General features: G+C 42.7%; 16 protein-coding genes. 6 read left to right on the top strand and 10 right to left on the bottom strand.

The annotated features are described in order from the left end of the window. Nucleotides 1–20: 20 nt before the first annotated feature. Complete coding sequence (locus J3P43_RS07010) at nucleotides 21–1,067, bottom strand: Ig-like domain-containing protein (protein ID WP_255900699.1); 1,047 nt, start codon at nucleotides 1,065–1,067, stop codon at nucleotides 21–23. 395 nt (nucleotides 1,068–1,462) lie between these two features. On the opposite strand from J3P43_RS07010, the gene J3P43_RS07005 reads away from it, so the two are divergent. Further along, nucleotides 1,463–2,050 (top strand): porin family protein, encoded by a 588-nt coding sequence (locus tag J3P43_RS07005; protein WP_255900696.1) that lies wholly within the window; start codon nucleotides 1,463–1,465, stop codon nucleotides 2,048–2,050. Nucleotides 2,051–2,155: 105 nt separating this feature from the next. On the opposite strand, the gene J3P43_RS07000 is transcribed toward J3P43_RS07005, so the two are convergent. Next, nucleotides 2,156–3,256, bottom strand: a complete 1,101-nt coding sequence (locus J3P43_RS07000; RefSeq protein ID WP_255900694.1) for a metallophosphoesterase — start codon at nucleotides 3,254–3,256, stop codon at nucleotides 2,156–2,158. A 40-nt stretch (nucleotides 3,257–3,296) separates the two neighbouring features. Beyond that, complete coding sequence (ytxJ, locus tag J3P43_RS06995; protein ID WP_255900692.1) at nucleotides 3,297–3,650, bottom strand: bacillithiol system redox-active protein YtxJ; 354 nt, start codon at nucleotides 3,648–3,650, stop codon at nucleotides 3,297–3,299. Nucleotides 3,651–4,099: 449 nt separating this feature from the next. Here ytxJ and J3P43_RS06990 point away from each other — a divergent pair, with 449 nt between their 5' ends. The 5 genes from J3P43_RS06990 (at nucleotide 4,100) to J3P43_RS06970 (ending at nucleotide 13,353) form a co-directional block, all read left to right on the top strand. Continuing rightward, complete coding sequence (locus J3P43_RS06990) at nucleotides 4,100–9,823, top strand: HAMP domain-containing protein (protein WP_255900690.1); 5,724 nt, start codon at nucleotides 4,100–4,102, stop codon at nucleotides 9,821–9,823. A 69-nt stretch (nucleotides 9,824–9,892) separates the two neighbouring features. Continuing rightward, the gene (locus J3P43_RS06985; RefSeq protein ID WP_255900689.1) at nucleotides 9,893–11,131 is read left to right on the top strand and encodes a hybrid sensor histidine kinase/response regulator; all 1,239 of its coding nucleotides are present in this window, start codon (nucleotides 9,893–9,895) and stop codon (nucleotides 11,129–11,131) included. Between the two features lie 9 nt (nucleotides 11,132–11,140). Beyond that, nucleotides 11,141–12,598 carry a sensor histidine kinase gene (locus J3P43_RS06980; protein WP_255900685.1) on the top strand — a complete coding sequence of 486 codons (1,458 nt, stop codon included), beginning with the start codon at nucleotides 11,141–11,143 and terminating at the stop codon, nucleotides 12,596–12,598. A gap of 3 nt (nucleotides 12,599–12,601) precedes the next feature. Beyond that, nucleotides 12,602–13,045, top strand: coding sequence for a response regulator (locus J3P43_RS06975; RefSeq protein WP_255900684.1), 444 nt, complete (start codon nucleotides 12,602–12,604; stop codon nucleotides 13,043–13,045). A gap of 59 nt (nucleotides 13,046–13,104) precedes the next feature. Next, entirely contained in the window at nucleotides 13,105–13,353 is a 249-nt protein-coding gene (locus J3P43_RS06970; protein WP_255900683.1) for a hypothetical protein, read from the top strand. An 18-nt stretch (nucleotides 13,354–13,371) separates the two neighbouring features. On the opposite strand, the gene J3P43_RS06965 is transcribed toward J3P43_RS06970, so the two are convergent. The 7 genes from J3P43_RS06965 to pyrG all read right to left on the bottom strand — a co-directional run bounded on the left by J3P43_RS06965 (nucleotide 13,372) and on the right by pyrG (nucleotide 24,596). Further along, the gene (locus J3P43_RS06965; protein WP_255900681.1) at nucleotides 13,372–14,376 is read right to left on the bottom strand and encodes a PorP/SprF family type IX secretion system membrane protein; all 1,005 of its coding nucleotides are present in this window, start codon (nucleotides 14,374–14,376) and stop codon (nucleotides 13,372–13,374) included. A gap of 3 nt (nucleotides 14,377–14,379) precedes the next feature. Further along, on the bottom strand, nucleotides 14,380–18,441 hold the full coding sequence (locus tag J3P43_RS06960) for a PKD domain-containing protein (protein WP_255900680.1): 4,062 nt from the start codon (nucleotides 18,439–18,441) through the stop codon (nucleotides 14,380–14,382). A gap of 127 nt (nucleotides 18,442–18,568) precedes the next feature. After that, complete coding sequence (locus J3P43_RS06955) at nucleotides 18,569–19,168, bottom strand: DinB family protein (protein ID WP_255900679.1); 600 nt, start codon at nucleotides 19,166–19,168, stop codon at nucleotides 18,569–18,571. Nucleotides 19,169–19,373: 205 nt separating this feature from the next. Next, nucleotides 19,374–19,757, bottom strand: coding sequence for a methylglyoxal synthase (locus J3P43_RS06950; protein ID WP_255900677.1), 384 nt, complete (start codon nucleotides 19,755–19,757; stop codon nucleotides 19,374–19,376). A 4-nt stretch (nucleotides 19,758–19,761) separates the two neighbouring features. Continuing rightward, a complete protein-coding gene (locus J3P43_RS06945; RefSeq protein ID WP_255900676.1) occupies nucleotides 19,762–20,994 on the bottom strand; it encodes a nucleoside recognition domain-containing protein in 1,233 nt (410 codons plus the stop codon). 117 nt (nucleotides 20,995–21,111) lie between these two features. After that, the gene (gene yidC, locus J3P43_RS06940; RefSeq protein ID WP_255900675.1) at nucleotides 21,112–22,959 is read right to left on the bottom strand and encodes a membrane protein insertase YidC; all 1,848 of its coding nucleotides are present in this window, start codon (nucleotides 22,957–22,959) and stop codon (nucleotides 21,112–21,114) included. A 26-nt stretch (nucleotides 22,960–22,985) separates the two neighbouring features. Next, nucleotides 22,986–24,596: a CTP synthase gene (pyrG, locus tag J3P43_RS06935; RefSeq protein ID WP_255900673.1), complete on the bottom strand. Its 1,611-nt coding sequence runs from the start codon at nucleotides 24,594–24,596 to the stop codon at nucleotides 22,986–22,988. Nucleotides 24,597–24,772: the final 176 nt, after the last annotated feature.

The following is a 24,772-nucleotide window of genomic DNA, read 5'->3' as shown; positions in this document are numbered from 1 at the left end:
TAGCTGGTTTTTCAATTTTTTTAGAAGATGATAATGGTAGGTGATACCGGCTTCTGAAATACACCAATTGTTGCATTTGTTCTTTTTGATTCCGATGTACAGCCAGCTTTAATAGCTGCAACGCTAATGGTATATGGATTTGTAGCAGAGGTCAGATTTGCGCTATAAGTAGATGAGGTGGCCCCGGATATTGGATTATTATTGTTATACCATTGATATCGGATTGCGGCATCAGTGTTTGTTACCTGCAGGGTTATCGACGCTGAGGTTCCGCAAATCGTCAGGCTGTTTTGATTAAGCGTAGGCGGCTCTGGCACAAGCTGTACATTGTGAATGTTCACATGTCCGGTTTGAGCACCATTGTTATTAGCTTTAATGCTAATTCTAACCCGGTCAATATAACTTCCGGGACTTATATAAATTTTAACTGGGCCGGTAGATACATTCACTTGAGAAGTGATATTTTGCTTGCTTCCTACTGCCGTTAAACCAAAGTAAGCCTGTGCCTCTATCACATAATCAGCCGGATTGAAAACGCTGTTTACCGACGCTTTTACCTGTACTATATTGCTGATATACGATGCAGCAGGAAAATATATCGTTTGTGAAACCTGAAGGTTTTGCTGGTTAGCGGTTAATTGTAGTGTGGAATAAGAAGAAGTATCACTGTCAATTGCGCGTCCGGGATTCCGAACCTGGCTCGCCGGTGCCGCGCCCATGCTTTTTTCTCCAATATCAGCAGCCCATCCAGCGCCGCAATCTGCACCATCAGAGCCGTTATAAAAACTATAAAATACCCGAAGGGCATTCGGGTTAAGTTGAAAATTTGGAGTTGACACCTTTATTCGTACAGAGTTATATTGAACTGAAGGTGTAACAGCCAGGTAGGTGTAGTTTTGATCCTGAACAACAGAAATTGTAGGTGAAGCAACCAGGTTTCCGTCAGACGTGGCATTCGCGGTATTGTAGGCTTCTATGGTGACAATGTCGTTTATAATAGATGAGAGGGTGAATCCTGGAGCTTCTACTCTTATGAATGATGTAGTGCCGGCATTTAAAATGTTCATGTATTTCAGTTGAATCCAAGCCTCTCCCCAATAAGAATACACTGTTGCGTAGTTGTTGTCATTTACTTTTGCAGATGCCCTCGAATCTACCCCGATTGGGAATCCCCAGGGAGAAGGGCTTTGTGACGGCTCTATGCTGGCAATTATTGGCTGGTGCGCCCAGGCCGTTAGTTGACAGCACAGGCATACAAGAAAAGTTAGATAGCACCTTTTGTAAAGAGTAGTCATAAGTATTTCACTGCTGCATTTTGTACGAACGTTCAGCGTTTGAGTTGCTACTAATGTGAATTTATTTCCCAGTCTGGGTAATTGTTTCTCTTTTGCGTGTGTTGCTAAAAAAATCAGACAAAAGCCATTTACAATTGTTATAGAATGGTTGGTTTAATTATGTTATCATGAAAAGATTTACTCTCATTCTTGGAGTTTTCCTTGCAAGCACAGTTGCCAGGGCTCAAATTATCCCAAACTTCGACTTTGGGTTGAAAGCAGGGGTTAACCTTTCCAAACTTTCCGAACAAAATAGCTTTAGTTCTGAGAATCGTGCCGGGTATCTTGCTGGCGTGTGGGCAAGAATGGGTGCGATGGGGCTGCATCTCCAGCCTGAGTTATATTACACCGTAAAAACTACTGATATTAAAGATGCCAACGGGCAATCTGGTAGTATAGATTTTGCAAGTGTGGACCTTCCCATCCTGATAGGAACGAAAATAGGAGCGGTAGGCATTGGCGGCCGGATCAATACAGGTCCCGTAATATCCTTTATTGTTAATGAGGAGCAGTCCTTCAGTGATGCACTGAGTAATGCGGCCAAATTCAATTACAAGGATCAGGCGCTAGCCTGGCAGTTTGGTGTCGGGCTCGATATTCGAAAAATATCATTCGACTTACGTTATGAGCATGGTTTAAGTAAGATCAGCAGACCGGGCTTTGAAGATACCAAACTAAGACTTTACAATTTTAGTTTGGGATACAAGCTCTATTGATGCGTGTAGAAGCGGAAGAGCGTTATGTGTCTGATCTGCATACTTAAATTGTGTGTCTCATTTTCGCATTGCAGGCTCATTAATGTATAAATATAAACGGTTGTACTAAGAAGTAACAAAGTTCTTGATGAGATTGTCGAGTTTTGTCTCCTCCAGTACAAACCGCTCAGACTGTTCCTTATCGTTATACTCCCATTTAATCAGACGGATATAGCCTTCGGAAATCTCAATTCCCGTAATGTCGCCATCGTTAAAACAGCAGCAGCCGGTATTGAAATACGTGGGTTCGTAAGCAGAGAAATCGGTTGTGCTTTCGTGTTTTATCTTTCGAAGCTTAATTTGCGCTTTAATCTCCTCAATCTCTGCAAGGTTATTTGACTGTTCTGCTTTGAGAAGCCGGCTAAACAACCTTTCTAAAAATGTAAGAGACAAAAAAACTGGTTGATGGGTATGCCCCGTGATGAGAAGCATATTCTTTTGCGGAGCCACCCATTCGTACATAAAATGATTGTGAGTGGTTTTGAGGTTATTGTCTTGGGCCGGTGTGTTTAAATTTAGTTCCAAATACATCTGTAACGGAGCCCAGATGGTTGAGATGAACCATTTGCTCAGCCAGTTTCCATCGCTTTGCTTATCGCCCTGGTGTCCATGGGTTAAGAAAATGTTTAGGGGTTGGCCATGCACGGTTGTTTGAAGAACAGCGCCCTCATAGATTTTTATCGTCCTTCCGAAAATACTCTGAAGCATCACCGGTGCCAGCGGATCATTATCCCAGTAGAGATCATGATTGCCAAAAATTTTAATAAACGCATTTCTATGTAAGAAATTTTTTTCTGCCCCGAACGAAGCGGTATTATGTTTTTTCACTGAAATGATATTGTTTTCCCAAAGTTCTTCACTATCGCCCAGGTTGATCAGAGAAAAATTCTGATTATGGTAATAAGAAAGTGCCCTGACATAGTTCTTTTCTGCAAACGAGAAGTCGTCCGAACCGTTTTTAGCTCCTTTATGCTGATCGGAAAAAATAATAAAACGGTCTGTTTCGGAAAACCGGATCAGTGGCCCTTTTTCTCCCGGCTTATTCAGGATGCTGTTGTAGAGCTGGGTGAGAGAATGGTGGACTAGTGATTTATCCGGGCGTGAGGCATATCTGTCAGCCAGTTTGCTAACCGGTTTTCTTAGAACTCTTTGCAGGAGTTGACGCATGGCTTTTATTCTGATACGAACTAGCTCATTGTAGGATTATCTAGGCTGACAACTGACCGCCTCCCGAGCGTATTGCCGCTGCGGCGTCTTCCGCAGAGATATCGTAGTGTGATTGATGAAACCGGCATTCGCCTTCCGAAATTACCAGTATTTGTGGCGACTCGTGCTTTACCTTAAACCGGTCGGCGATGGCGTCAGAAAGCTCGCGATAGCTTAACAGGTCTAGAAAATAGATGTTGGTCCCTTCAGGAAGCGAACTTGCATTTTTTTCAAAAGCAGCCAGGGTGTTCTTGCTGATAGGGCATGAAGTATTATGCTTAAAGATAACTGAACAACCGCCAGACGATTTCAAGTTTTCAAGTTGTTCAAAGGTTTCAAGAGAGAACGTTTTCATAGACTAATATTTCCATTCTTAACCCTGCAATCTCTTTCATGTTTTAAGTAAATCAAATCTAAATATGACACATTTTGTAAGTGCCAGGATTTTTTCAACAGGATTAAAACAAAAGAATAATGAACAATGTTATTTGTACGTTCATGTTGTAAAAAGCATGAGATTTATACCCATTTTAAAAAAACGCGAATGCCTGGATTGGTCTTACCGGAAAAAGGACTATCTTGTGATTGCATGATTGAAGTGGGGTCTATATAAAATTTATAGAATTGAGGGAAAAAAATTCTTGCACTGTATGTTTGTTTACAGACGATAATCCACTATTCTGGTGGCCTGAAAATCTTATATCTATTTCTAACCAATTCCGCTCTCCATCTTATGTTAATATACTGACGGGCTTTTTACGCCCATCATTAACGTTTGTCCTCTAGTTTTAAAACTCCTTACGTATGGAACAAGATTACCTTGAAACCTTAGTTAAAAAACCTAAAAAGAAAGCGCACCTTAATGGGGCAGAAGATGAAGCCCTGAATCTCAAGGAATTGCTTAAAATCTTGTCGCAGGTAAAAAACGGAAAGCTTAATCTCCGTGTCCCCGTTACTCAGGCCGGTCTTGGCGGCAAAATCTGCGAAGTAATTAACGATATCATTGATATTAACGAACGGCTTGTAAATGAAATTTGCACTGCAGAAAAAACCATAGGTCAGAGGGGGAACCTTTCTAAGCGGTTGGATTTACCCGATTTTAAGGGGGAGTATGCCGTAGGCGTAAAATCACTCAATAACCTTATTACCGATTTAACATACCCTACTTTGGAGATAGCAGGTCTGATTAAATCGGTGGCCAACGGTAATCTCTCTAATGAGGTTCCATTAGAAATAAACGGCCAGCCCTTAAAAGGTGAGTTCTTGCGCATCGCAAAAGAATCCAACGGCATGGTTTCGCAGCTTCGTCTCTTTACACAAGAGGTAACACGGGTTGCACGTCAGGTAGGGTCTGAAGGGCAACTGGGAGAGCAGGCAAAAATTAAAGGTGTGGCCGGGGTGTGGGAAGAACTGACCGACTCTGTAAACCAGATGGCGGGTAACTTAACAGCTCAGGTACGTAATATCGCAACGGTGACAACGGCGGTGGCGAAGGGTGACTTATCACGGAAGATTACCGTGGAGGCGAAAGGAGAGATCCTTGAGCTGAAAAACACGATTAATACCATGGTGGATCAGCTGAACTCCTTCTCATCTGAGGTAACGCGTGTGGCACTCGAGGTAGGTACAGAAGGTAAACTCGGAGGCCAGGCGAAAGTACCGGGAGTTGCGGGAACATGGAAGGATTTAACGGATTCGGTAAACCGGATGGCGGGTAACCTTACCTCGCAGGTACGTAACATTGCGGGTGTAACCACAGCGGTGGCCAACGGGGATTTATCCAAAAAGATTACGGTGGACGTAAAAGGGGAAATGCTTGAGCTGAAGAAAACCATTAATACGATGGTGGATCAGCTGAACTCATTCGCCTCTGAGGTAACGCGTGTGGCACTTGAGGTGGGTACAGAAGGAAAACTAGGGGGACAAGCGAAGGTAAAAGGTGTCGGCGGGGTTTGGAAAGATCTGACCGACTCTGTAAACCAAATGGGTTCTAACCTTACCGACCAGGTGCGTAACATCGCGGGTGTGACGACGGCGGTAGCTAAGGGTGACTTATCCCGGAAGATTACGGTAGATGCAAAAGGTGAGCTCTTAGAGCTAAAAAATACAATCAATACGATGGTGGATCAGCTGAACTCGTTCTCATCCGAGGTAACTCGTGTGGCGAGGGAGGTAGGTTCCGAGGGTCAGTTAGGAGGTCAGGCGAACGTACCGGGTGTAGGTGGTACCTGGAAAGATTTAACTGACTCGGTAAACCAAATGGCGGGTAACTTAACTGGTCAGGTGCGTAACATTGCCGAGGTAACAACGGCGGTGGCCAAGGGTGACCTTTCCAAGAAGATTACGGTGGATGTTAAGGGTGAGATGCTCGAGCTGAAGGTCACGATCAATACGATGGTGGATCAGCTGAACTCATTCGGTTCCGAGGTAACCCGTGTGGCGAGGGAGGTAGGTTCCGAAGGGCAGCTTGGTGGTCAGGCGAATGTACCTGGAGTAGGTGGTACCTGGAAAGATTTAACAGACTCGGTAAATAAAATGGCCGATAACTTAACATCACAGGTACGTAACATTGCAGAGGTAACAACGGCCGTAGCCAAGGGTGACCTTTCAAGAAAGATTACGGTAAATGCCAAAGGTGAGCTTTTGGAGTTGAAGAACACAATCAATACGATGGTGGATCAGCTCCGGGGATTTGCATCGGAGGTAACAAGGGTGGCACGTGAGGTAGGTTCGGAAGGGCAGCTCGGAGGTCAGGCGAACGTACCGGGTGTGGATGGTACCTGGAAAGATTTAACAGATAGTGTAAATAAAATGGCCGGTAACTTAACGGCCCAGTTAAGAAATATAGCGGATGTATCCATCGCGGTAGCGAATGGTGACTTGTCCAAAAAAATTACGGTTGACGTACGAGGCGAGATTCTTCAGCTTAAAGAAACCATTAATACGATGGTGGATCAGCTGAGAGGTTTCGCATCCGAGGTAACGCGTGTGGCGAGGGAGGTAGGCACCGACGGTAACTTGGGTGGACAAGCCTTCGTACCGGGTGTTGCGGGAACCTGGAAAGATTTAACGGATTCGGTGAATCAGATGTCATCCAACTTGACATCACAGGTGCGTAACATTGCCGAGGTAACAAAAGCGGTGGCATCGGGTGACTTAAGTAAAACAGTAATCATCGATGCGAAAGGGGAGGTATTGGAGCTTAAGAACACGATCAACACGATGGTGGATCAGCTGAACTCGTTTGCATCCGAGGTAACTCGTGTGGCGAGGGAGGTAGGAACCGAGGGTAAGCTAGGTGGACAAGCACACGTAAAAGGTGTTGCGGGTACATGGAAAGATTTAACTGACTCGGTAAACCAGATGGCATCCAACTTAACGGTTCAGATTCGGGGTATCTCTAAAGTGGCAACTTCGGTGGCGAAAGGTAACCTGAAGCAGCGACTTTCCATTAATGCGTTAGGAGAGGTGGCGCAGCTTACTGATACCATTAACGAGATGATTGACACCCTTGCGGTATTCGCCGAGCAGGTAACTACGGTGGCACGTGAGGTGGGTGTACAGGGTCGTTTGGGTGGTCAGGCGAGTGTACCGGGAGCATCAGGAACCTGGAAAGATTTAACGGAAAACGTGAATCAGCTGGCACAGAACTTAACGGTTCAGGTACGTTCGATTTCCGAGGTGGCATCTGCGGTAACCAAGGGTGACTTAACGCGAACCATTCGTGTGGATGCGAAAGGAGAGCTTGAGGCCTTGAAGGATACGATCAATCAGATGATTGCCAACCTTAAAGGAACAACATTACGTAACCACGAGCAGGATTGGCTAAAATCCAACCTTGCGAAGTTTGCTCAGATGCTTCAGGGACAGCGAGATAGGAATGCGGTGGCAAATAAGATTCTATCAGAGCTTGCTGAACTGGTAAATGCGAAATACGGAGCGTTCTATATTCTCGAGCAGCCTGAAGGCACTAATGATGAGCCAACTTTGAAACTTTTCGCAGGCTATGCTCAGAACAGTAAAAAAACTATAAATACCGAGTTTGCATTAAGTGAAGGATTAGTAGGACAGTGCGCCACCGACAAGGAGCGTATTCTATTAACCAATGTACCGGGAGACTACCTGCAAATAAGCTCGGGTATCGGAACGGCCAGCCCCTCTGCTTTGGTAATTCTTCCGGTATTATTCGAGAACAATGTTAAAGCGGTAATTGAGCTTGCATCATTTGATAATTTCAGCCCGACCCACTTAGACTTTTTGGATCAGTTAACAGAGTCTATCGGTATCGTATTGAATAACATCGAAACAAATACTCGTACCGAGGAACTTCTTTCTCAGTCTCAATCACTTTCTGGTGACTTGAAAGCACAGCAGGAAGAGTTACGCCGCGCGAATGATGAGCTCCACGACAAGGCACAACTTCTTGAGAAACAAAAAGAAGAGGTGGAGCAGATTAACAAAGAGGTTGAGGAAGCAAGAAGATCGCTGGAAGAGAAAGCAGAGCAACTTACCTTAACATCTAAATACAAATCTGAGTTCCTTGCAAACATGTCGCACGAGTTACGTACTCCGCTCAACAGTTTGTTGATTCTTGCACAGCAATTGTTTGAGAATCATGAAGGTAACTTGACAGAGAAGCAGATCAGATACGCTAAAACTATTCACTCCTGCGGAGATGACTTGATTCAGCTGATCAATGATATCCTCGATCTTTCTAAAATTGAGTCGGGGGTTATTTCGGCGGATATTATGCCGGTTAGCTTTAAAGAGATTGCTTCTTTCGTAGAATCAACCTTTAAACCGATCTCCGAAACTAAAAATCTTAACTTCGAAATTGACGTAGATGAATCCCTTCCAGAAATCCTCGAAACAGATATTCAGCGTCTGAACCAGATCCTTAAAAACTTGTTGTCGAACGCGTTTAAATTTACCGAGAAAGGAAGTATCAGATTAAAGATGCAACGTCCGAAAGCTGGTCAAAGAAATCCGTTGACTGGAATTAATGAGGTTATAGCATTCTCTATTGAAGACTCTGGGATCGGTATTTCTAAGAAAACACAAGGTATTATCTTTGAAGCATTCCAGCAAGCAGAGGGCTCTACTTCACGTAAATACGGCGGTACAGGATTAGGTCTTTCTATCAGTAAAGGTTTTGCAGAATTGTTGGGAGGTACTATCACGGTGGAAAGTGAACTTGGAAAGGGAAGTACCTTTACTCTGTTCCTGCCTCTGAAATACCAGGAGGGCACAAAATCAATTTCGGATAACATCAAACAACCTTATCTGGCTGCGGCCACTAAGGCGACAATGACGGCCGAGATCACTGAGCCAATGATTGATGATGACAGACATACGATCCAGTCGGAAGACCGGGTGATTCTGGTGATCGAAGACGACATCCGCTTTACAAAAATTATGATCGATAAAGTTCATGATTTCGGGTTGAAGGCCATCGTGGCAACAAATTATCTGGAGATATTTGATTGTATCACAAACTATCATCCAATAGCTATTACGCTTGATGTTAATATGCCTGAATCCAATGGCTGGAAAATCTTAAGGTTGTTGAAAAATGACCTGAATCTTCGTCATATTCCTATCCATCTGGTTTCGGGTGAAGACAACCGAGCGCTCGCCATAAAGAGTGGAGCGAAAAGCTTCCACTTGAAGCCGCTTTCAAATAAATCCTTAGACGAGTTGATATCCAGCATCATCTCTTTTGATGAGGCGAAGGTTAAAAAGATCTTGCTTATTGAAGAAGATAAGGAGGAGCTAAAGCATCTTTCAGACTTGCTTAACAACGATTCTGTGGCTATAACCGCTGTTCCGTCGGCTAAGAAGGGCGTTGCTTTGCTTAAGTCGGAGGCTTTTGACTGTATCATTATCGACTATACATTGTCTGACGCCAAACTGCTGCCAAATTATTTGAATTTGCATAAACATACTCAAACGGCTATTATCATTCATTCGGCGAAAGACTTTACGCAGGAAGAGCTGATCAATCTTAAACGTTTAAACTATAAATCAATTAATAAGAATCCTGATTCTTATATTGATTTATTGGATGAGGTAATGCAAACACTTCACGTGGAAACGAAAATGTTGCCTGCAGATAAGGTAAAAATGATCCAGAATTCGAAATACACCGGAGATATCCTTGACGGGAAAAAGGTGTTGGTTGTGGATGACGACGTGAGAAATTTGTTTGCTTTAACCGCTGCCTTCGAACGTTCTAAATTAGAAGTGATTACGGCAGAGAGCGGGCGGGAAGCGTTAGAGATTTTGAATGCTCAGAAAGATATCGATATCGTATTGATGGATATTATGATGCCTGAAATGGATGGATACGAAACTATCCAATGGATAAGAAAGGAAAACCGGCATAAACAATTGCCAATAATAGCCGTTACTGCAAAAGCTATGATCGGCGACCGCCAGAAATGTATTGCCTCGGGTGCGTCTGATTACATAACAAAACCAGTAAAAACTCCGCAATTGTTATCTTTGATGCGCGTGTGGCTGTGTTAATGCCTTATCAAAACCCTCTCCCAAAGGGGAGGGCATTTTTAATTTTCACTTTTTAACTTTTAATTTAAGTTGGCTGACGATACTACAATAAAAATCCTTCTCGTTGACGACAGGCCTGATAACCTGATGTCTATGGAGATTGTTCTGGAGAATCAAGGCTATAAATTTTATAAGGCTACATCCGGAAAGGATGCTTTGAAGATTCTTTTGAAAGAAGAGGATTTCTCGCTGATTTTGCTCGATGTGCGGATGCCGATAATGGATGGCTATGAAACTGCGGAGCTGATTTATTCAAGGGAGAAGCTCCGGCTGGTGCCTATTATCTTTATCACCGGACAAGATTACGAAGAGACCGCTATGTTTAAGGGGTACCAGGCAGGCGCCGTTGATTATATCCGAAAGCCATTTAATCCTCAGATTCTTCGATCTAAAGTGGCTGTTTTTGCAGAACTTCACCGGAAAAACCAGCTTTTAAGCAAGCAGGAAGAAAAGCTAAGGGTGATTAATGAAGATTTAATGCGCCTCAACGCAGAGCTCGAGAACCGTGTTAAAGAACGGACTTCTCAACTCGAGACGCTGAATTCGGAATTGAAAGATCTCAACTTGTCGAAGGATAAATTTCTGTCGGTAATCTCTCATGATCTTCGAAACCCCGCTACAGCGCTTATCGCGACATCCGAAAAGTTGAACCGGGATATCGAGAAACTATCGAAGAATGATATTAAGAATTTATCCAGCATCATTCATCGTACCGCACATAAAATTGTTCAGCAGCTTAACGAACTGGTTGACTGGGCGAAAAAACAGCGCGATAAAACAAGTTTCACTCCACAGAGGATTCACCTTCTCGAAGGGATGAATGATTCTTTAGAGTTATTGAAGGCAAACGCAGCCCAAAAGGAGATTAGTTTGTTTAATGAGGTTCCTGAAGAGATATATGTGAACGCCGATTCGTTAATGCTTCGTTCCATTGTGCAAAATCTGGTTACTAATGCCATAAAATACACACCGCAGCACGGTTCGATAACGATCAGTGCCGCCCGGCAGGATAAAATGGTGGAGATTTGTGTGGCGGATACGGGCGTAGGTATGAGCGTGGATACGATGGGGAAAGTGTTTGATGAAGTAAGTTCCTCTGTAAAAGGTACAAACAATGAACATGGCACCGGTTTAGGATTGATCCTGGTTAAAGATTTTGTTACCCAACACGGTGGTACGATCGGCGTAGAAAGTAGCGAAGGGACGGGCACCTGCTTTAAATTTACAATTCCCGCTGCTATTTACGAAGATGCGTCTTCTTTAATTTAATTATTATTAATGAGATTAGCCGCTCAGATCTTTCTCGGATTTTCTGTCGTGATTGGTATTTCAATCACCGACTCTTACGTGAACTATAATCTGTCCGAGAAGGTTAACAAAAACACGGAATATGTAGCCAGGTCTGAAACCATAATCCGGAATTCAAGTCGCCTGCACAGAAGTATTATTGAAATGCAAAGCGCTTTCCGGGGATATTTATTAACCAGCGACACCACATTTCTGGGTGCTTACTTCGAAGGAAGCGAAATTATGCCGCAACTGTTTAATGAGCAGCGTGTCTTACTCCGGAATTCGCCAAGTCAGTTGAAAAGGCTGGATAAAATAGCTGCCCTGCATCAGAGTTGGATTGGTTATAGCGACCAGCTGATTAATGCAAAAAGGGGTGTCGCCACCAATCCATCCGTGTATCAAGATCTTTTCGAAAATAAATTACGTAAGCAGGTTGGAAAGAAGATAAACGACCAGATTAGTCTGATATTCAAAGATCTGGATAAGTCCGAATATCGGGTTCGGGCTGTACGCCGTGATGCCCTGAATCAATCAGTAGAGCGCACACGCAGGTTTTCCTTGATATTCTTACTCTTAACAGTCGTAATCGGAATTGTCAGCACCTTATACATCGTTCGGTTAATTACCAAACGAATTGCTTCGATGGTGAATCTTGCCGATAATATTTCTAAAGGGGAGTTTGCAATAGTAAAGGATGATAAAAATGACGAGCTAACGAGTTTGTCGATTTCTTTGAACTCCATGTCCGAAACCCTCAATAAAAATATAAAGGAACTTGAAAAACGAAACAAAGAGCTCAATCAGTTTGCATACGTTGTTTCGCACGATTTAAAGGCGCCTATCCGGGGGATTTATAATGTTACACAATGGATTGAGGAAGATTTAGGTGGCGAGGTGTCTCCTCAGATGCGTAAATACCTTAATATTATTCCCGACCGGATTAAACGGATGGAAGATTTAATTCACGGCTTGCTCGATTATGCGCGCATAAGCCGCGAAAAGCCACTCAAAGAAAGAGTTGATGTAGATAAGCTGGTAAGGGATATTGCAGAACTCATTGTGCCTGAAAATTTCGAAGTTCAAACGATGAATTTGCCGGTGCTCTCTACCGAAAAGATCCGCCTGGAGCAGGTGTTTAGCAATTTGATGAGTAATGCGGTGAAATATTCCAAACCGGAACAAAACGGAAAGATTTCAATTAGCTGTATTGAGCTGGATGATTTTTATCAATTTTCTATCGCCGATAACGGTATTGGTATCGAGCCGCAATTTCATTCAAAAATCTTTGAAATATTTCAAACTCTTAGGGAAAAGCATGCAAAGGAAAGTACAGGTATAGGATTAGCTATCGTTAAAAAGATTATTGATGATCAGCATTGTACTATAAATGTGCATTCTGAACTTGGAGAAGGCTCTGTATTTACGTTCACTTGGCCAAAATTTTAAAAAATGAATTCGAAAAATATTATTCTATTAGTTGATGACGATGAGTTGGATGTGATTAGTGTTGAGCGGTCATTAAAAAAACTTGATCAGGATTACGAGCTTTTTACCGCATACAACGGTATTGAAGCTCTGGAAATTTTGAAATCTCAACTAGAGGAGGGTAAGGGGCATTTGCCTGACGTTATTTTGCTTGATTTGAACATGCCAAAAATGAACGGTATAGAGTTTTTGAAGGTACTGAGGGGAGATGACAAGCTAAAGCATCTCAAAGTATTTGTGATGACTACTTCGGGCGAGGAAGCCGATAGAAAAGCAACCGAGCAGTTAGGGGTCTCGGGATATCTGATCAAGCCCCTTAATTTCAATAATAATACCAAAAGATCCGACTCGATGGACGGGTTCGTTCAGTTTCATCTGCGTAAAATTCTGGCTTCGAAGGGCTTGTAGGAATGTTTTTTTACATGTACAAACAAGTGCCCCACGGACCTGTTTATGTGTAAAAAGCTATGAAAAGATTTAAAGTCGAATATTCAATAAACGGAGAAGAATTAGAACTTTACGCCGAACCTATGGACGAGCATCATCGTATGTATTCTCTGGAACGTAAATTGATGGATCCGCACCCTTTGTTAATAGAGCATGATGAACAGGGCTGGCACGTTACTTCGCAGGATAACTGGGGCTTGAGCCCGGAAGAGGTCAATACGCTGGGCAACTATCTGGAAAAAGAATACCCAAATCGGCCTCAGCAATAAAGGAGCTGTTTAGATATCCTAATAAAAATCATAACATTTTACGGTGCTATATCCCTTGTTCTGGCTTTCACCCGTTTCAAAGCCAAAACTCACTTCAGATGTGCCGCTTGTATTACCGTAATTTAATTTACTGGTTGTAGCATCATGACTAACCCCGAAACGATATTTTTGATTCTTCGCATTCTTAGAGAAGAGATCAAAAATGAAGGAAACGACAAGTGCGTCGGAACTTCCGCTTCCGGCGGTACGATACCATACTCCCGCATTCACGGCTCTGTATTTAAATTGCATTCCACCGCTTATTGAAGTTGCCTGGCTCTGTTTGTAATAAACTACTGATGGGATAAGGTAACTGCCCTCATCATCGGTGCTTAAGGGAACCCGGTAGCTTGCATGTACGGCCGTACGGATCGGGGTGGGGACAACACTTCCGGTGAACGATTCATCGGGCTTGTTTAGGTGCAACACCGAGGCTCCGATCATAGCATTGCCGATGACAAAGTTAGCGCCGGTTCCTGCGTCAAAGTAATACTTATTGTCATTAAGCGGCGATTCTGCAGATGTGGAGGCGCCGGTAAGGCCCAGTCTCGAATCCAACTGATCGGAAAAGATAAGGCTGCTAAAGTCCATTTTTCGATTTGTGATTCCGGCTTGAAGACCGAATGAGGCGCTAAAATTGTCGCCGCCAATGATATAAGAATAAATTCCGGAAATATTATTCTTCTTTAGGTACGCCACTCCTTCCGCGGAGTTGTTGAACATCAAACCAAGGCCACCTGCGTTATTAGGAAGCTGATAATCCATAGAGGCGGAGATATATCGTAAGTCTCCCGACATCGCCGACCATTGATTTCTGTAAATCATATTTACCCTGAAAGAACCGTCAAACTGTCCGGCAAGAGCCGGATTAAGGTATATCGGCGCATTAAAGAATTGCGAATAGATATGATCCTGAGCTTTGGCCGTTTGGCAAAGCAATACCAGTAATAAAAAACTATAAGGTTTAAAAATCATCTTCAACATAGCCTAGCGTATTAAGTTTATAGTTCCAGTTTTTTTAGGTTCTGAACCATTGTATGATATTCCGGCCCATTCCGTGCCGTTCTTGTATTTCGCGGTAACCTCCCAGAAGTAAATTCCCTGCGGTGCAGGACTGCCGAACATGTTGCCGTCCCAGCCTTCGATTGGGACGCCTCTTTCATTCAGAAGGGTAGTGTTCCAGATCAATTCGCCCCATTTATTAAAAATCCGCATTTGCCAGGTTTGCATTCCAGAACCTTTTGCTTTAAAGGTCCGTAGTTCTTCGGTTAAGCTATTAGGCATAAATGCATTCGGGATAAATAAGCTGCCGGGAGTACCGGTAATTCTCACTGTTTTAATTGCAGTATCAGAACAGCCAGAGCTGTTTATTACTGTCAGTTTTACTTTGTAAACGCCGGTATCTGCGTAAGTATGCTCGGGGTCTTTTTGGGAAGAGGCCGATCCATCACCGAAATCCCATCTCCATTGGGTATCCTTTCCCTGATCCGAGTTTTTGAAAGAGAAGTGGTGGTCGGGATATTGAATTGTGAGTCCGGGTTGTACCTGAAACTCGGCTATCGGCGGCGACTGTACCTTTATATAATCCTCCATCTCGAGTGTGTCTTTGCAGCCAAAAGAACTGGTAGTGATTAAGCGAACTGTATAGCTCGGTTTTTTTGTGCCAAAGGTGTGTGTGGGATTGGCTTCTGTCGAAACGGTTCCATCGTCAAAATCCCATAAATAAGATAGAGCGCCTGTGCTTTTATTGCTAAACTTAACCTTAACGGATAAGCAGCCTTCTCTCACATCGGCAGAAAAATTAGTAATCGCCTGGGGATATACGGTGATTGTTTCTGACGTAGTAGTGTCAGAACATCCATTAGATGCCGTTAGGGTTACTTTGTATTTGCCACCTTTTGTGAAGGTGTGGACGATGGTTTCGGGCGAGCGATTCGTCTCAATAATGGTTCCGTCGCCAAAATCATATTTAAAAAGAGTTGCACCTTTCGAGTTGTTAAAAAACTTGACGGTATGGGGGGCACAACCTTCATATTCATTGCCGTTCACTACTAGTTCGGGTTCAACAGTATTGGGCGATATGTTGATGGTGTATTCGCTGGTGTATTTACCACAATCTGTTTCGGTAATCAACCGCGCAGTAAAAGTTTTCGAAACTGCTGAAGAGTATACGTGATTCACAGCGCTATTGTCCTTCGTTACCAGCTTTTGCCCATCTCCAAAATCCCAATAATATGTGTTCGCAGAACCCACTGTATTGTTTTTAAAGTTTACGGAAAGCGGAGAGCATCCCTTTGTTTTATCGGGTGAAAAAGTGGTCAATCCAGGCGACGCAGACACATTTATTTTAATAGTGATGGGTTCTCCCGCACAGCCACTAGTATTTTCCGGTGTGATGGTATAACTTACAAAGCCGGTGGTTGATCCTGCATTGGTTAAGCTTTCTACTATCCTGTCGAGCGCTACAGGCGTGGTTTGTTTACTGTTGCCGGTAATATTTCCGCTTACAGTACTTGTCCATGTGTACCGCATCCCGCTTAAATTAGAGGTAAGATTTATTCTGACCTCTTTACCGGAGCAAATAGTACCTGTCTCTGCTGCTGCAGCTACGGTAGGTTTGGCGGTAACGGTGACCGTTAATGTGAAAGGCTCACCTTTGCAGCCATTGTTTTCGGGGGTTAATATATATCTGACCTCCGCACTTTGAACCGGATCCGAATTGGTCAATACATCTTTTATTGCCCCAGAACCGCTGGTTGAATAACCTGTCGCGTTTTGCGAACCCGATGCGGTCCAGGTAATAACACTTCCATCGAATAATGCTTCGGGGATATAATTCACTGAATTACCGGTGCAAATGGTTTTGGTCCCGGCACTTTTGATTTTATTAAGAGGATTTATCTTAATTACCATCAGATCTTCGACAATATTACACGGAGCCGGATTCATTGTAGTAACCGACAATTTCAACTGTACTTGCCCGGATAAAATTTCCTCCTGGCTGGGGATGTAAACCGGGTTAAGTGAACTTCGGGATGGGCTGAATTGACCATTCCCACCAATCCAAACATAGCCAGCCGCCTGTTCTCCGGAAATGGAACCTTCGAGCGTAACGCTGTTTCCGGCACAAATTACTTTGTCGGCTCCGGCAGATATTGTGGGAGATTCATTAAAACGTATTGTTTTCGTTAGGACTTCGGTGCCGCAGTTATTTTTGTGTGTAATCCTGATGGTATAGGTTCCATAATCTTCAAAGAAAATGGTGGGTGTTTTGCTTCGGGAGGTAGAGTTCGATTTGAATGAGAATGCTCCTCCGCTAATTTCCCAGATATATGTATCAGCATTTTCTTTGGCCGTTCCTGTGAAAGTTGTTTTTAATAGGTTGCCGGCTTTACTATCAAAAGTCAGCAACTGGCCTCGTCCGCATAAATTACCAGGCCACTCTGCCGATATACCCGGCTTTTTGTTAATGATTACCACTTGTTCTTTAAAAATCTCGCCACAGGGAGAAGTAATGCCCAATCGGATAGTATATACCCCCTCTGCTGAAAATTTAAATTCAGGGTTTTTGCTGGAGCTCGTGCTGCCGTTAACAAAACTTACATTGGATGGTCCGCTAACTGTCCACTTATAGGTGTTTTTTGCTTGCTCCGAGAGGTCGATGACCGATTTATCCGTCGCCCTGATGGTAGCGTCGGCGCAAGCCAACGTTTCTGATAAGGTGAAATCGGGTTCAGGAAGTGTTTGAACATAGACGGTCCGCTCAAGCGGCGCCGCCTGGCAGTTTGAATTACTTTCTGATTCGAGCCGGATTTTATGGAATCCAGGAGTAGTGAACTTGTGATTCAAGGCATAAGTAATTGGAACTCCCTGTGGAGTAACCGCTACGTCATCAACATACCAGTAATATACTATCTCATTATTCCTGCACTCAGCAGAATTTGAACTGGGATTATCACCTGTTATCGAGGTGTTGTTGATTACCATGTTAGTATTTATACAAACGCTCGGCCCAATGGCAAACCTGTTTTCGGGTTGTGTGATAACCTTGGCTTGCGTAGATAAAGGAACGCTTACCAGACCGCAGAATGGGCTGTTTACCTGATAAATGATTCCAAAAACGTTATAGTAAGTGATATCGTTTATTTTTATCTGCTTTCCGCAGGAAGACTGAATATAGGTGTGTCTTACTTTTCCGCCTTCCAAAAGAATTTGTGCGGGCGTGAGGTTTTCAATGTTATTGTCTCCCCAATTTATCTGATAGGAATAGCCGGGGAAATTATTCTGGATGCCATTTGAGGAAGCAGTTTCTATATTGTATTCAAGACTGGCAGGTAAACACACCGTGTTGTTGGCCGGGGGACTAAATCCTGACTTAATTATATTATTTATTAGAAAAAAGCCTTTTGTTCCAATAACTCCGTTTAATTCGGCCTTAACGAAGATGGTATAGTGACTTGGATCCGCCTGGAAAGTGATTGTAGGTGTGGTAAATGCCGATTCTTTGACGTCGCCTTCGTTCAATCCGTTACGAAAACTTGCGATTACACTGGCTCCTGATGTAGATGAGTTTGTGAATTTAAAACTGACGCTTCTTTCCGGCTTGCAAACTCCGAAGGTTTTTGGGGCGTTGCTGATCACCTGGCTGGCCGGGGCGTCGATGTCGGCCAGAACACCTGCAGAAGCATTTACTTTAAATATTTCGGATGGAGCACTAACACTTAGGGTGCTACTGTTCTTAACTCGCACTTTATAATCGCCGGGTGCGAGATCCGCTGGCAGAATGCCGTTTATAAACGTGGTAAAGAAACCTTTGTAGCTACCGATCTCTTTTTCGGATGCAAAGCTTCCGGATGCATCCGAGATATATAACTTGAAGACATTGTCTATTTTGAACTTAGCCTCAGGATCCGCCAGGCGAACTGGCACCGAAATGCTCGAACCTCTTCCGTACGGACCTGCATCAATAGCATTGATGCTAACCGTTTGACTAAAGGTTGTAAAAGTAAATCCAAAAAATAGAAAGAAAATAGTTAAAATCCTGATCATCCGCCACATTCCCAACAGTATAGGTAAACTGTAATACGGGCGTTATACGCGGATATCGGAATAAGGATACAGCTAATTTGATAAAACAGAAGCAGTTATCGAAAACTCTTCTGCCTTATCAAGTTATTCAGACTGCCAATTCGTCGATGTAATTAGATAGCCTTGGTAGGTAAATGACGTTGTTTTGTTGTCCAAGTTCAGCCGACCAGAAACCTCCGGCAAGTTTAAATATCCTAAATAACTGATTCGATTCGTGTAACAGGAAGAACTCAAGCCACTGACTGATGTTCATGCGGCCCAACACCGAGTGAGTACCCACACGTGCAAAATTTTCAGATGGCAGATTTTCAATCCTCAAAATAATGTCGCTTCGCAGGCGATAGAGCTCATGCAATAAAGAGCCGGTTGATTTGGCACAGGTGAAATGAAATTCCGAATCATCGTCAGGTTTGTAGACCTCAAAATAGGGATTTACTTCGTCCATCATCCTTACCAGACGATTTAAAAAGATATGATGGTAGCGGGTGAGGTATGATATGGTTTCGTGGATAGAAAATTTATCAGAACTTAAACGATTGTAGATTGCCTCGGGAGGCAGATCATCTATATAGCATTTTAAAGTTTTGTGCTGATGACACAGCCGCTCTACGGTATGCGGATAAAGATTCATATTAGAAAGATTATTGGGTTGCAGTTCATTGATCAACATAGAACAGTATGTTTTCATTACGTATCCATGAATAGTGCCAAAATACTTTCACATTGTTAACTTTCGGTTGCGTTTACATCATGATAAAAATTCAGGACGTTTACTAACGAATAGATAAGAATAAGAATCTTTCTTTGACGATTTTTTCTCTAAGCAAATACCGTTTCAAAGCTGTGTATAATTCAGCCTTCAAATTGATAGAAAACAGGACAGCTAAGTTGGCCTATTTTCCTTGCTCGATCAACTCTGCCATACCTATCAATAAGTATTTGGCTGTTGCCGGGTTTGTAGCCAGTGGTACGTTATGAACGTCACAAATTCTCAACAGCATTTGCACATCGGGTTCGTGAGGGTGTTTTCCCAAAGCATCTCTAAAGAAAATAATACCCGCCAGTTGCGCCTCGGCTGCCAGAGAGGCAATTTGTGCATCACCTCCTTTAGGACCGCTTAATTTTAATTCTACATCAAGACCAGTGCGTTGGATATGCGAACCAGTTGTACCAGTTGCAACCAGTTTGAATTTTCTAAGAATATCGATATGGTCTTTTACAAAAGCCACCATTTCGGCTTTCATTCCATCGTGAGCAATAAGTGCCAGAGTTTTCATTTTGTTATCCAAAAAACATGTAACCAATAAATATCGCAGCAATAATTCCGACAAAGTCGGCGATTAAGCCGCAAGCAACCGCATAACGGGTTCTTTTTATCCCTACCGACCCGAAATATACGGCAAGTACGTAAAATGTTGTTTCCGTAGAGCCTTGCATGATACAAGCTAAACGACCCTGAAAAGAATCAGGACCATATGTTTTCATCACATCAAGCATTAAACCCCTGGCACCACCTCCGCTTAGGCTTTTCATCAGTCCCACTGGTAAGGACGGAACAAATCTTGTATCCAGTCCGAAAGACGACACAATATAGCCTATTCCATTAACCAGATAGTCCATACATCCGGTAGTTCTGAAGGCGCTTATAGCCACTAAAATCGCTATAAGAAAGGGTATGATCATCACCGCCGTTTGGAAACCCTCTTTAGCTCCGTCGATAAAAGCTTCGTATACATTAAGCTTTTTAATAGCGCCATAACTTATAAAAAGGATAACAACAGAGAAGATTACAATACCACCCAACAAACCGGTAGCAATTTCCATCTCTTTTGGAGGCAATCCCTTCAACGAGAAGTATAGGGTGAACATAATACCTATAAACAATCCGAAAAAGACAAGAATTGGAAGTTTAAACAGGTTGATCTTCTGATATAAAGAAACTGCAATCATGCCGGATATAAACGATATAAAAGTTCCTATTAGTGAAGGAATAAAAATATCGGCAGGATTGGTAGCGCCCGCAGCCATTCTCAACGCAATAACGGAAGTAGGTATTAATGTTAATCCTGCTGTATTCAAAACCAAAAACATAATTTGAGCATTGCTCGCCGTTTCCTTTTCGGGATTCAACTCCTGAAGTTCTTGCATTGCTTTTAAACCTAGTGGTGTAGCTGCATTATCAAGACCCAGCATATTGGCAGAAAAGTTCATAATAACGGATCCGTTGGCGGGGTGGCCTTTTGGAACATCAGGAAAAAGTTTGCTAAAAAAGGAACTGGTCGCCCTGGCGAATAAACTTATCATCCCCGCACGCTCGCCAATCTTCATTATCCCAAGCCAGAACGTCATAATTCCGATCAGCCCCAATGATATTTCTGCACCGGTTTTAGCGCTGTCGAACATTCCGGTGGTTACCGCCGAAAATATAGCGGTGTCTCCAAAGAAAATAAGCTTAACAAGTGCAACAATAAATGCTATGATGAAAAAGGCAATCCAGATATAGTTTAATGCCATGGGTTTGTCTGTGTTTATAAGACGCTGAAATTACATTTTTTTAAGCTAATTCAAATTTAAACAGCAAATAGTGAATAGAGTTTGTTGCATAAAAAAACCGGCATTTGCCGGTTTAAATTATTTTTTTTTAGGAGTTTTTGATGCAGGCTTGGCTGGAAGTTCTTTAGCCGGAGCTTGTTTTTGCCTCATATAATCTTCCATACGTTGCTGGAATTTAGATTTTTTGTCTGCATTGGGCTTTTTCTTATTCTCCTGGATTTGTGAATGGATTTTGTCGTCGTCTACAAACTGTTTGATGATATACTGCTGTGCGAAAGTCAGCATGTTTGCAAGGAAATAGTAATAATTCAATCCCGCAGGGTAGCTGTTAAGAACCCCGAAGAATATGATCGGAGTAATGTACCCGATGTATTTCATCTGCCCGGTAGCGCCCGAAATCTGATTGTTGTACCATGTATAGATCAGGGTAGAAACCGTCATCAACAAACACATTAAACTGATGTGATTACCAATAAAAGGAAGCTCGGGAATACTTATTACTGAATCGTAAGTCGATAAATCATTCATCCACAAGAAACTTTCATGCCTTAGCTCGAAAAGGTTGGGGAAGAAGAAAAAGAATGCCATAATAATTGGCATTTGTAAAAGCATAGGGATACATCCACCCAGTGGATTAACACCGGCCTTTTTATAAAGCTTCATGTATTCCTGCTGCAATAGTGTTGGATTATCTTCTCCCACTTTCGCTTTGATCTCATCCATTTCTGGTTTTAGTACCCGCATCTTAGCCATGGATAAATATGACTTATATGTTAGCGGAGATAATACCAGCTTCAATATGATGGTAAGAGCAAAAATGATCAGTCCATAACCCCAGCCCAATTTTTCGAGCGAGTTAAACAGCGGAAGAACGGCATAGCGGTTAATCCACTTCAAGGGTCCCCAGCCTAAATTGACCTGTCGCTCTAAATCGTTACCCTGATCATTTAGAATATTGAACTTATTCGGTCCGAAATAAAATTCAAGGGGGTAGGAGCCTGTATTTGCAGGTAACTGCATGTTGGCAGCAAAAGACTTTAGAACACCGCTCTGACTTGAATTTTTTACTGAAAGGCTTCCTTTATCAAACCCATTTTTCGCAATCAAAACGCTTGAGAAGAAGTGTTGTTTAAAAGAGATCCACTCAATCTTGCCGTCTTCGCCCAGATCTTTCGTTTCGTCTTCACTTAAGCCGATATAATCCGGGTCATTTTCCACATGTTTAAAATACGCTGCAGTGTATTGAGTTCTCTCAGTTTTTAGGTCTTTTTCTTTTTGGGTTAATGTTGCCTGCCAGTTTAAAGAAATAGGCTGTCCTTGCTGGATAACCGACTGAATTCCTGACGTCACAATAGTTAAACCGACTTTGTAGCTCTCGCCTTTAAGGGTGTAAATGTAATCGACAAACTGAGTCGGTGAATAATTCAACCGCATAGTTACCGACCCAGAATCGGCTTTGCTCAGTACTAAATTTTGAGTGGAAGGTGTGAAGTATAAATCACTGGTATTAACCGCGGTGCCACCGGCATTAAAGGATAAGCCAAAATTACTTTGATCGGCCGTAAACATTACAACCGGCTTCTGCTCGTATGTTTTATGTTCCTTTAACTCAACCGATTCAATTCTTCCACCTTTAGAGCCGATAATTACCTTTAAATGCTCGTTTTCTAATACAACCGGATTGTTTGTTCCCGTTCTGGCTGCTCCAAAAGGGCCTTTCAGAACTGCTGAATCTACCGCGACCTTGGCCGTCACTGCAGCGGCAGCCGGGGTTTTTGCAACCGGCTTAACTGCTTTAGATCTAATTATTGAATCCTGAACGATTTTCTCTCTTGCAAGCTTTTGATCCTCCTGTTGCATGTACCATGTCGATCCAGCAAGGATTAAAAAGATTAAAAAAAGTCCGGTAAAAGTATTTCTGTCCATTATAAATCTTATCCTCTTCTAAAAAACTATTTCTTTCTCGCCTGATTTAGCGAAGCGGCGACAAAGTTAACAAAAAGCGGATGCGGATTAGCAACCGTTGATTTTAATTCGGGGTGAAATTGGCCGGCCACAAAAAACGGATGGTTTTTAAGCTCAATGATTTCCACCAAATTGTTTTCAGGGTTAATACCCGAGGCAACCATACCGGCAGTTTCATATTCTTTCAGGTATTTATTGTTAAATTCATAACGATGGCGGTGCCTTTCGGTAATGGTTTGTTTACCATAGATAACAGCCGCTTTGGTGCCTTTCTTTATTTCGCAGGTATAGGCTCCCAACCGCATGGTGCCTCCTTTGTTTTTAATTTTCTTCTGCTCTTCCATCATGGAAATTACAGGATGTTTAGTGCTTTCATCCATCTCGGTACTATGGGCATCTTTATATCCCAATACATTGCGGCCATATTCAATAACAGCACACTGCATACCAAGACAGATTCCAAAAAATGGGATGTTATTTTCACGTACATATTTAATGGCAGTGATCTTTCCGTCAATTCCGCGGTTACCGAAACCCGGAGCCACTAACAATCCGTTCAATCCTTCGAGTTTTTCGTGTACATTTTCTGGTGTGATACTTTCTGAATGAATGGAATGAACCCGCACTTTGCACTCGTTTCTTGCTCCGGCATGAATAAACGATTCAAGAATAGACTTATAAGCGTCTTGTAACTCCACATATTTTCCAACAAGGCCGATATGAACTTCGGAAGTCGGGTTTTTAAGACGGCCAAGAAAATCTTTCCAGTTTTCCAGATCCGGCTCGAGTTTATGTGGTAATTTAAGCTTAGTGAGAACCGTTTTATCCAATTGCTCTTTTAACATCAATAACGGAACATCGTAGATTGTTGATGCGTCGATAGACTCGACGACGGCGTTGATATTGACGTTGCAAAAGAGTGCGATCTTGCGGCGGATATCCTGCGATAAATGATGCTCTGTACGGCACACCAAAATATCAGGCTGAATACCATACTCCAAAAGCGTTTTAACCGAATGCTGTGTTGGCTTGGTTTTCAATTCGCCCGCTGCTGCAAGATATGGGATAAGCGTCAGGTGAATCACCAGTGAATTGTTGTACCCAATCTCCCATCTAAACTGACGAACAGCCTCGATATATGGTAGTGATTCAATATCGCCTACTGTACCGCCAAGTTCGGTGATCACGATATCGTATTCGCCGTTTTCTCCAAGTATGCGGATGTTTCTTTTGATTTCGTCGGTAATATGAGGTACAACCTGAACGGTTTTTCCTAGATACGCACCTTCGCGCTCCTTGTTTATTACATTTTGATAAATACGGCCTGTGGTGATGTTGTTAGACTGTGATGTTGGTGCATTTAAAAAGCGTTCGTAATGACCAAGATCCAAATCTGTTTCGGCACCGTCTTCGGTAACAAAACACTCGCCGTGCTCATAAGGGTTCAGCGTTCCTGGGTCGATATTGATATAGGGATCAAATTTTTGGATGGTTACCCGGTAACCGCGAGCCTGAAGAAGTTTGGCTAATGAAGCAGAAATAATTCCTTTTCCTAACGACGAAGTAACGCCGCCCGTAACAAAAATATACTTAGTCATGAATGAAAGTTTGGATCTGACGCCTCCGTAATGAGGGAAATCAAATGTATTCGTACGGGATTCAAAGGTATGAAAATTCTCTGCTGCTTTTTTAATGAATGTGGAGATTAATAATATTTGTGGAAAACTAACATTTTAAGACGATGATAATCAAGCCGCGTTTTGCAGAATGATAA

Source organism: Paradesertivirga mongoliensis (genome assembly GCF_024436395.1).
Classification (GTDB): Bacteria; Bacteroidota; Bacteroidia; order Sphingobacteriales; family Sphingobacteriaceae; genus Paradesertivirga; species Paradesertivirga mongoliensis.
The sequence above is the reverse complement of the archived record's forward strand: the minus strand, read 5'-3'. Positions and strand labels throughout refer to the sequence as shown.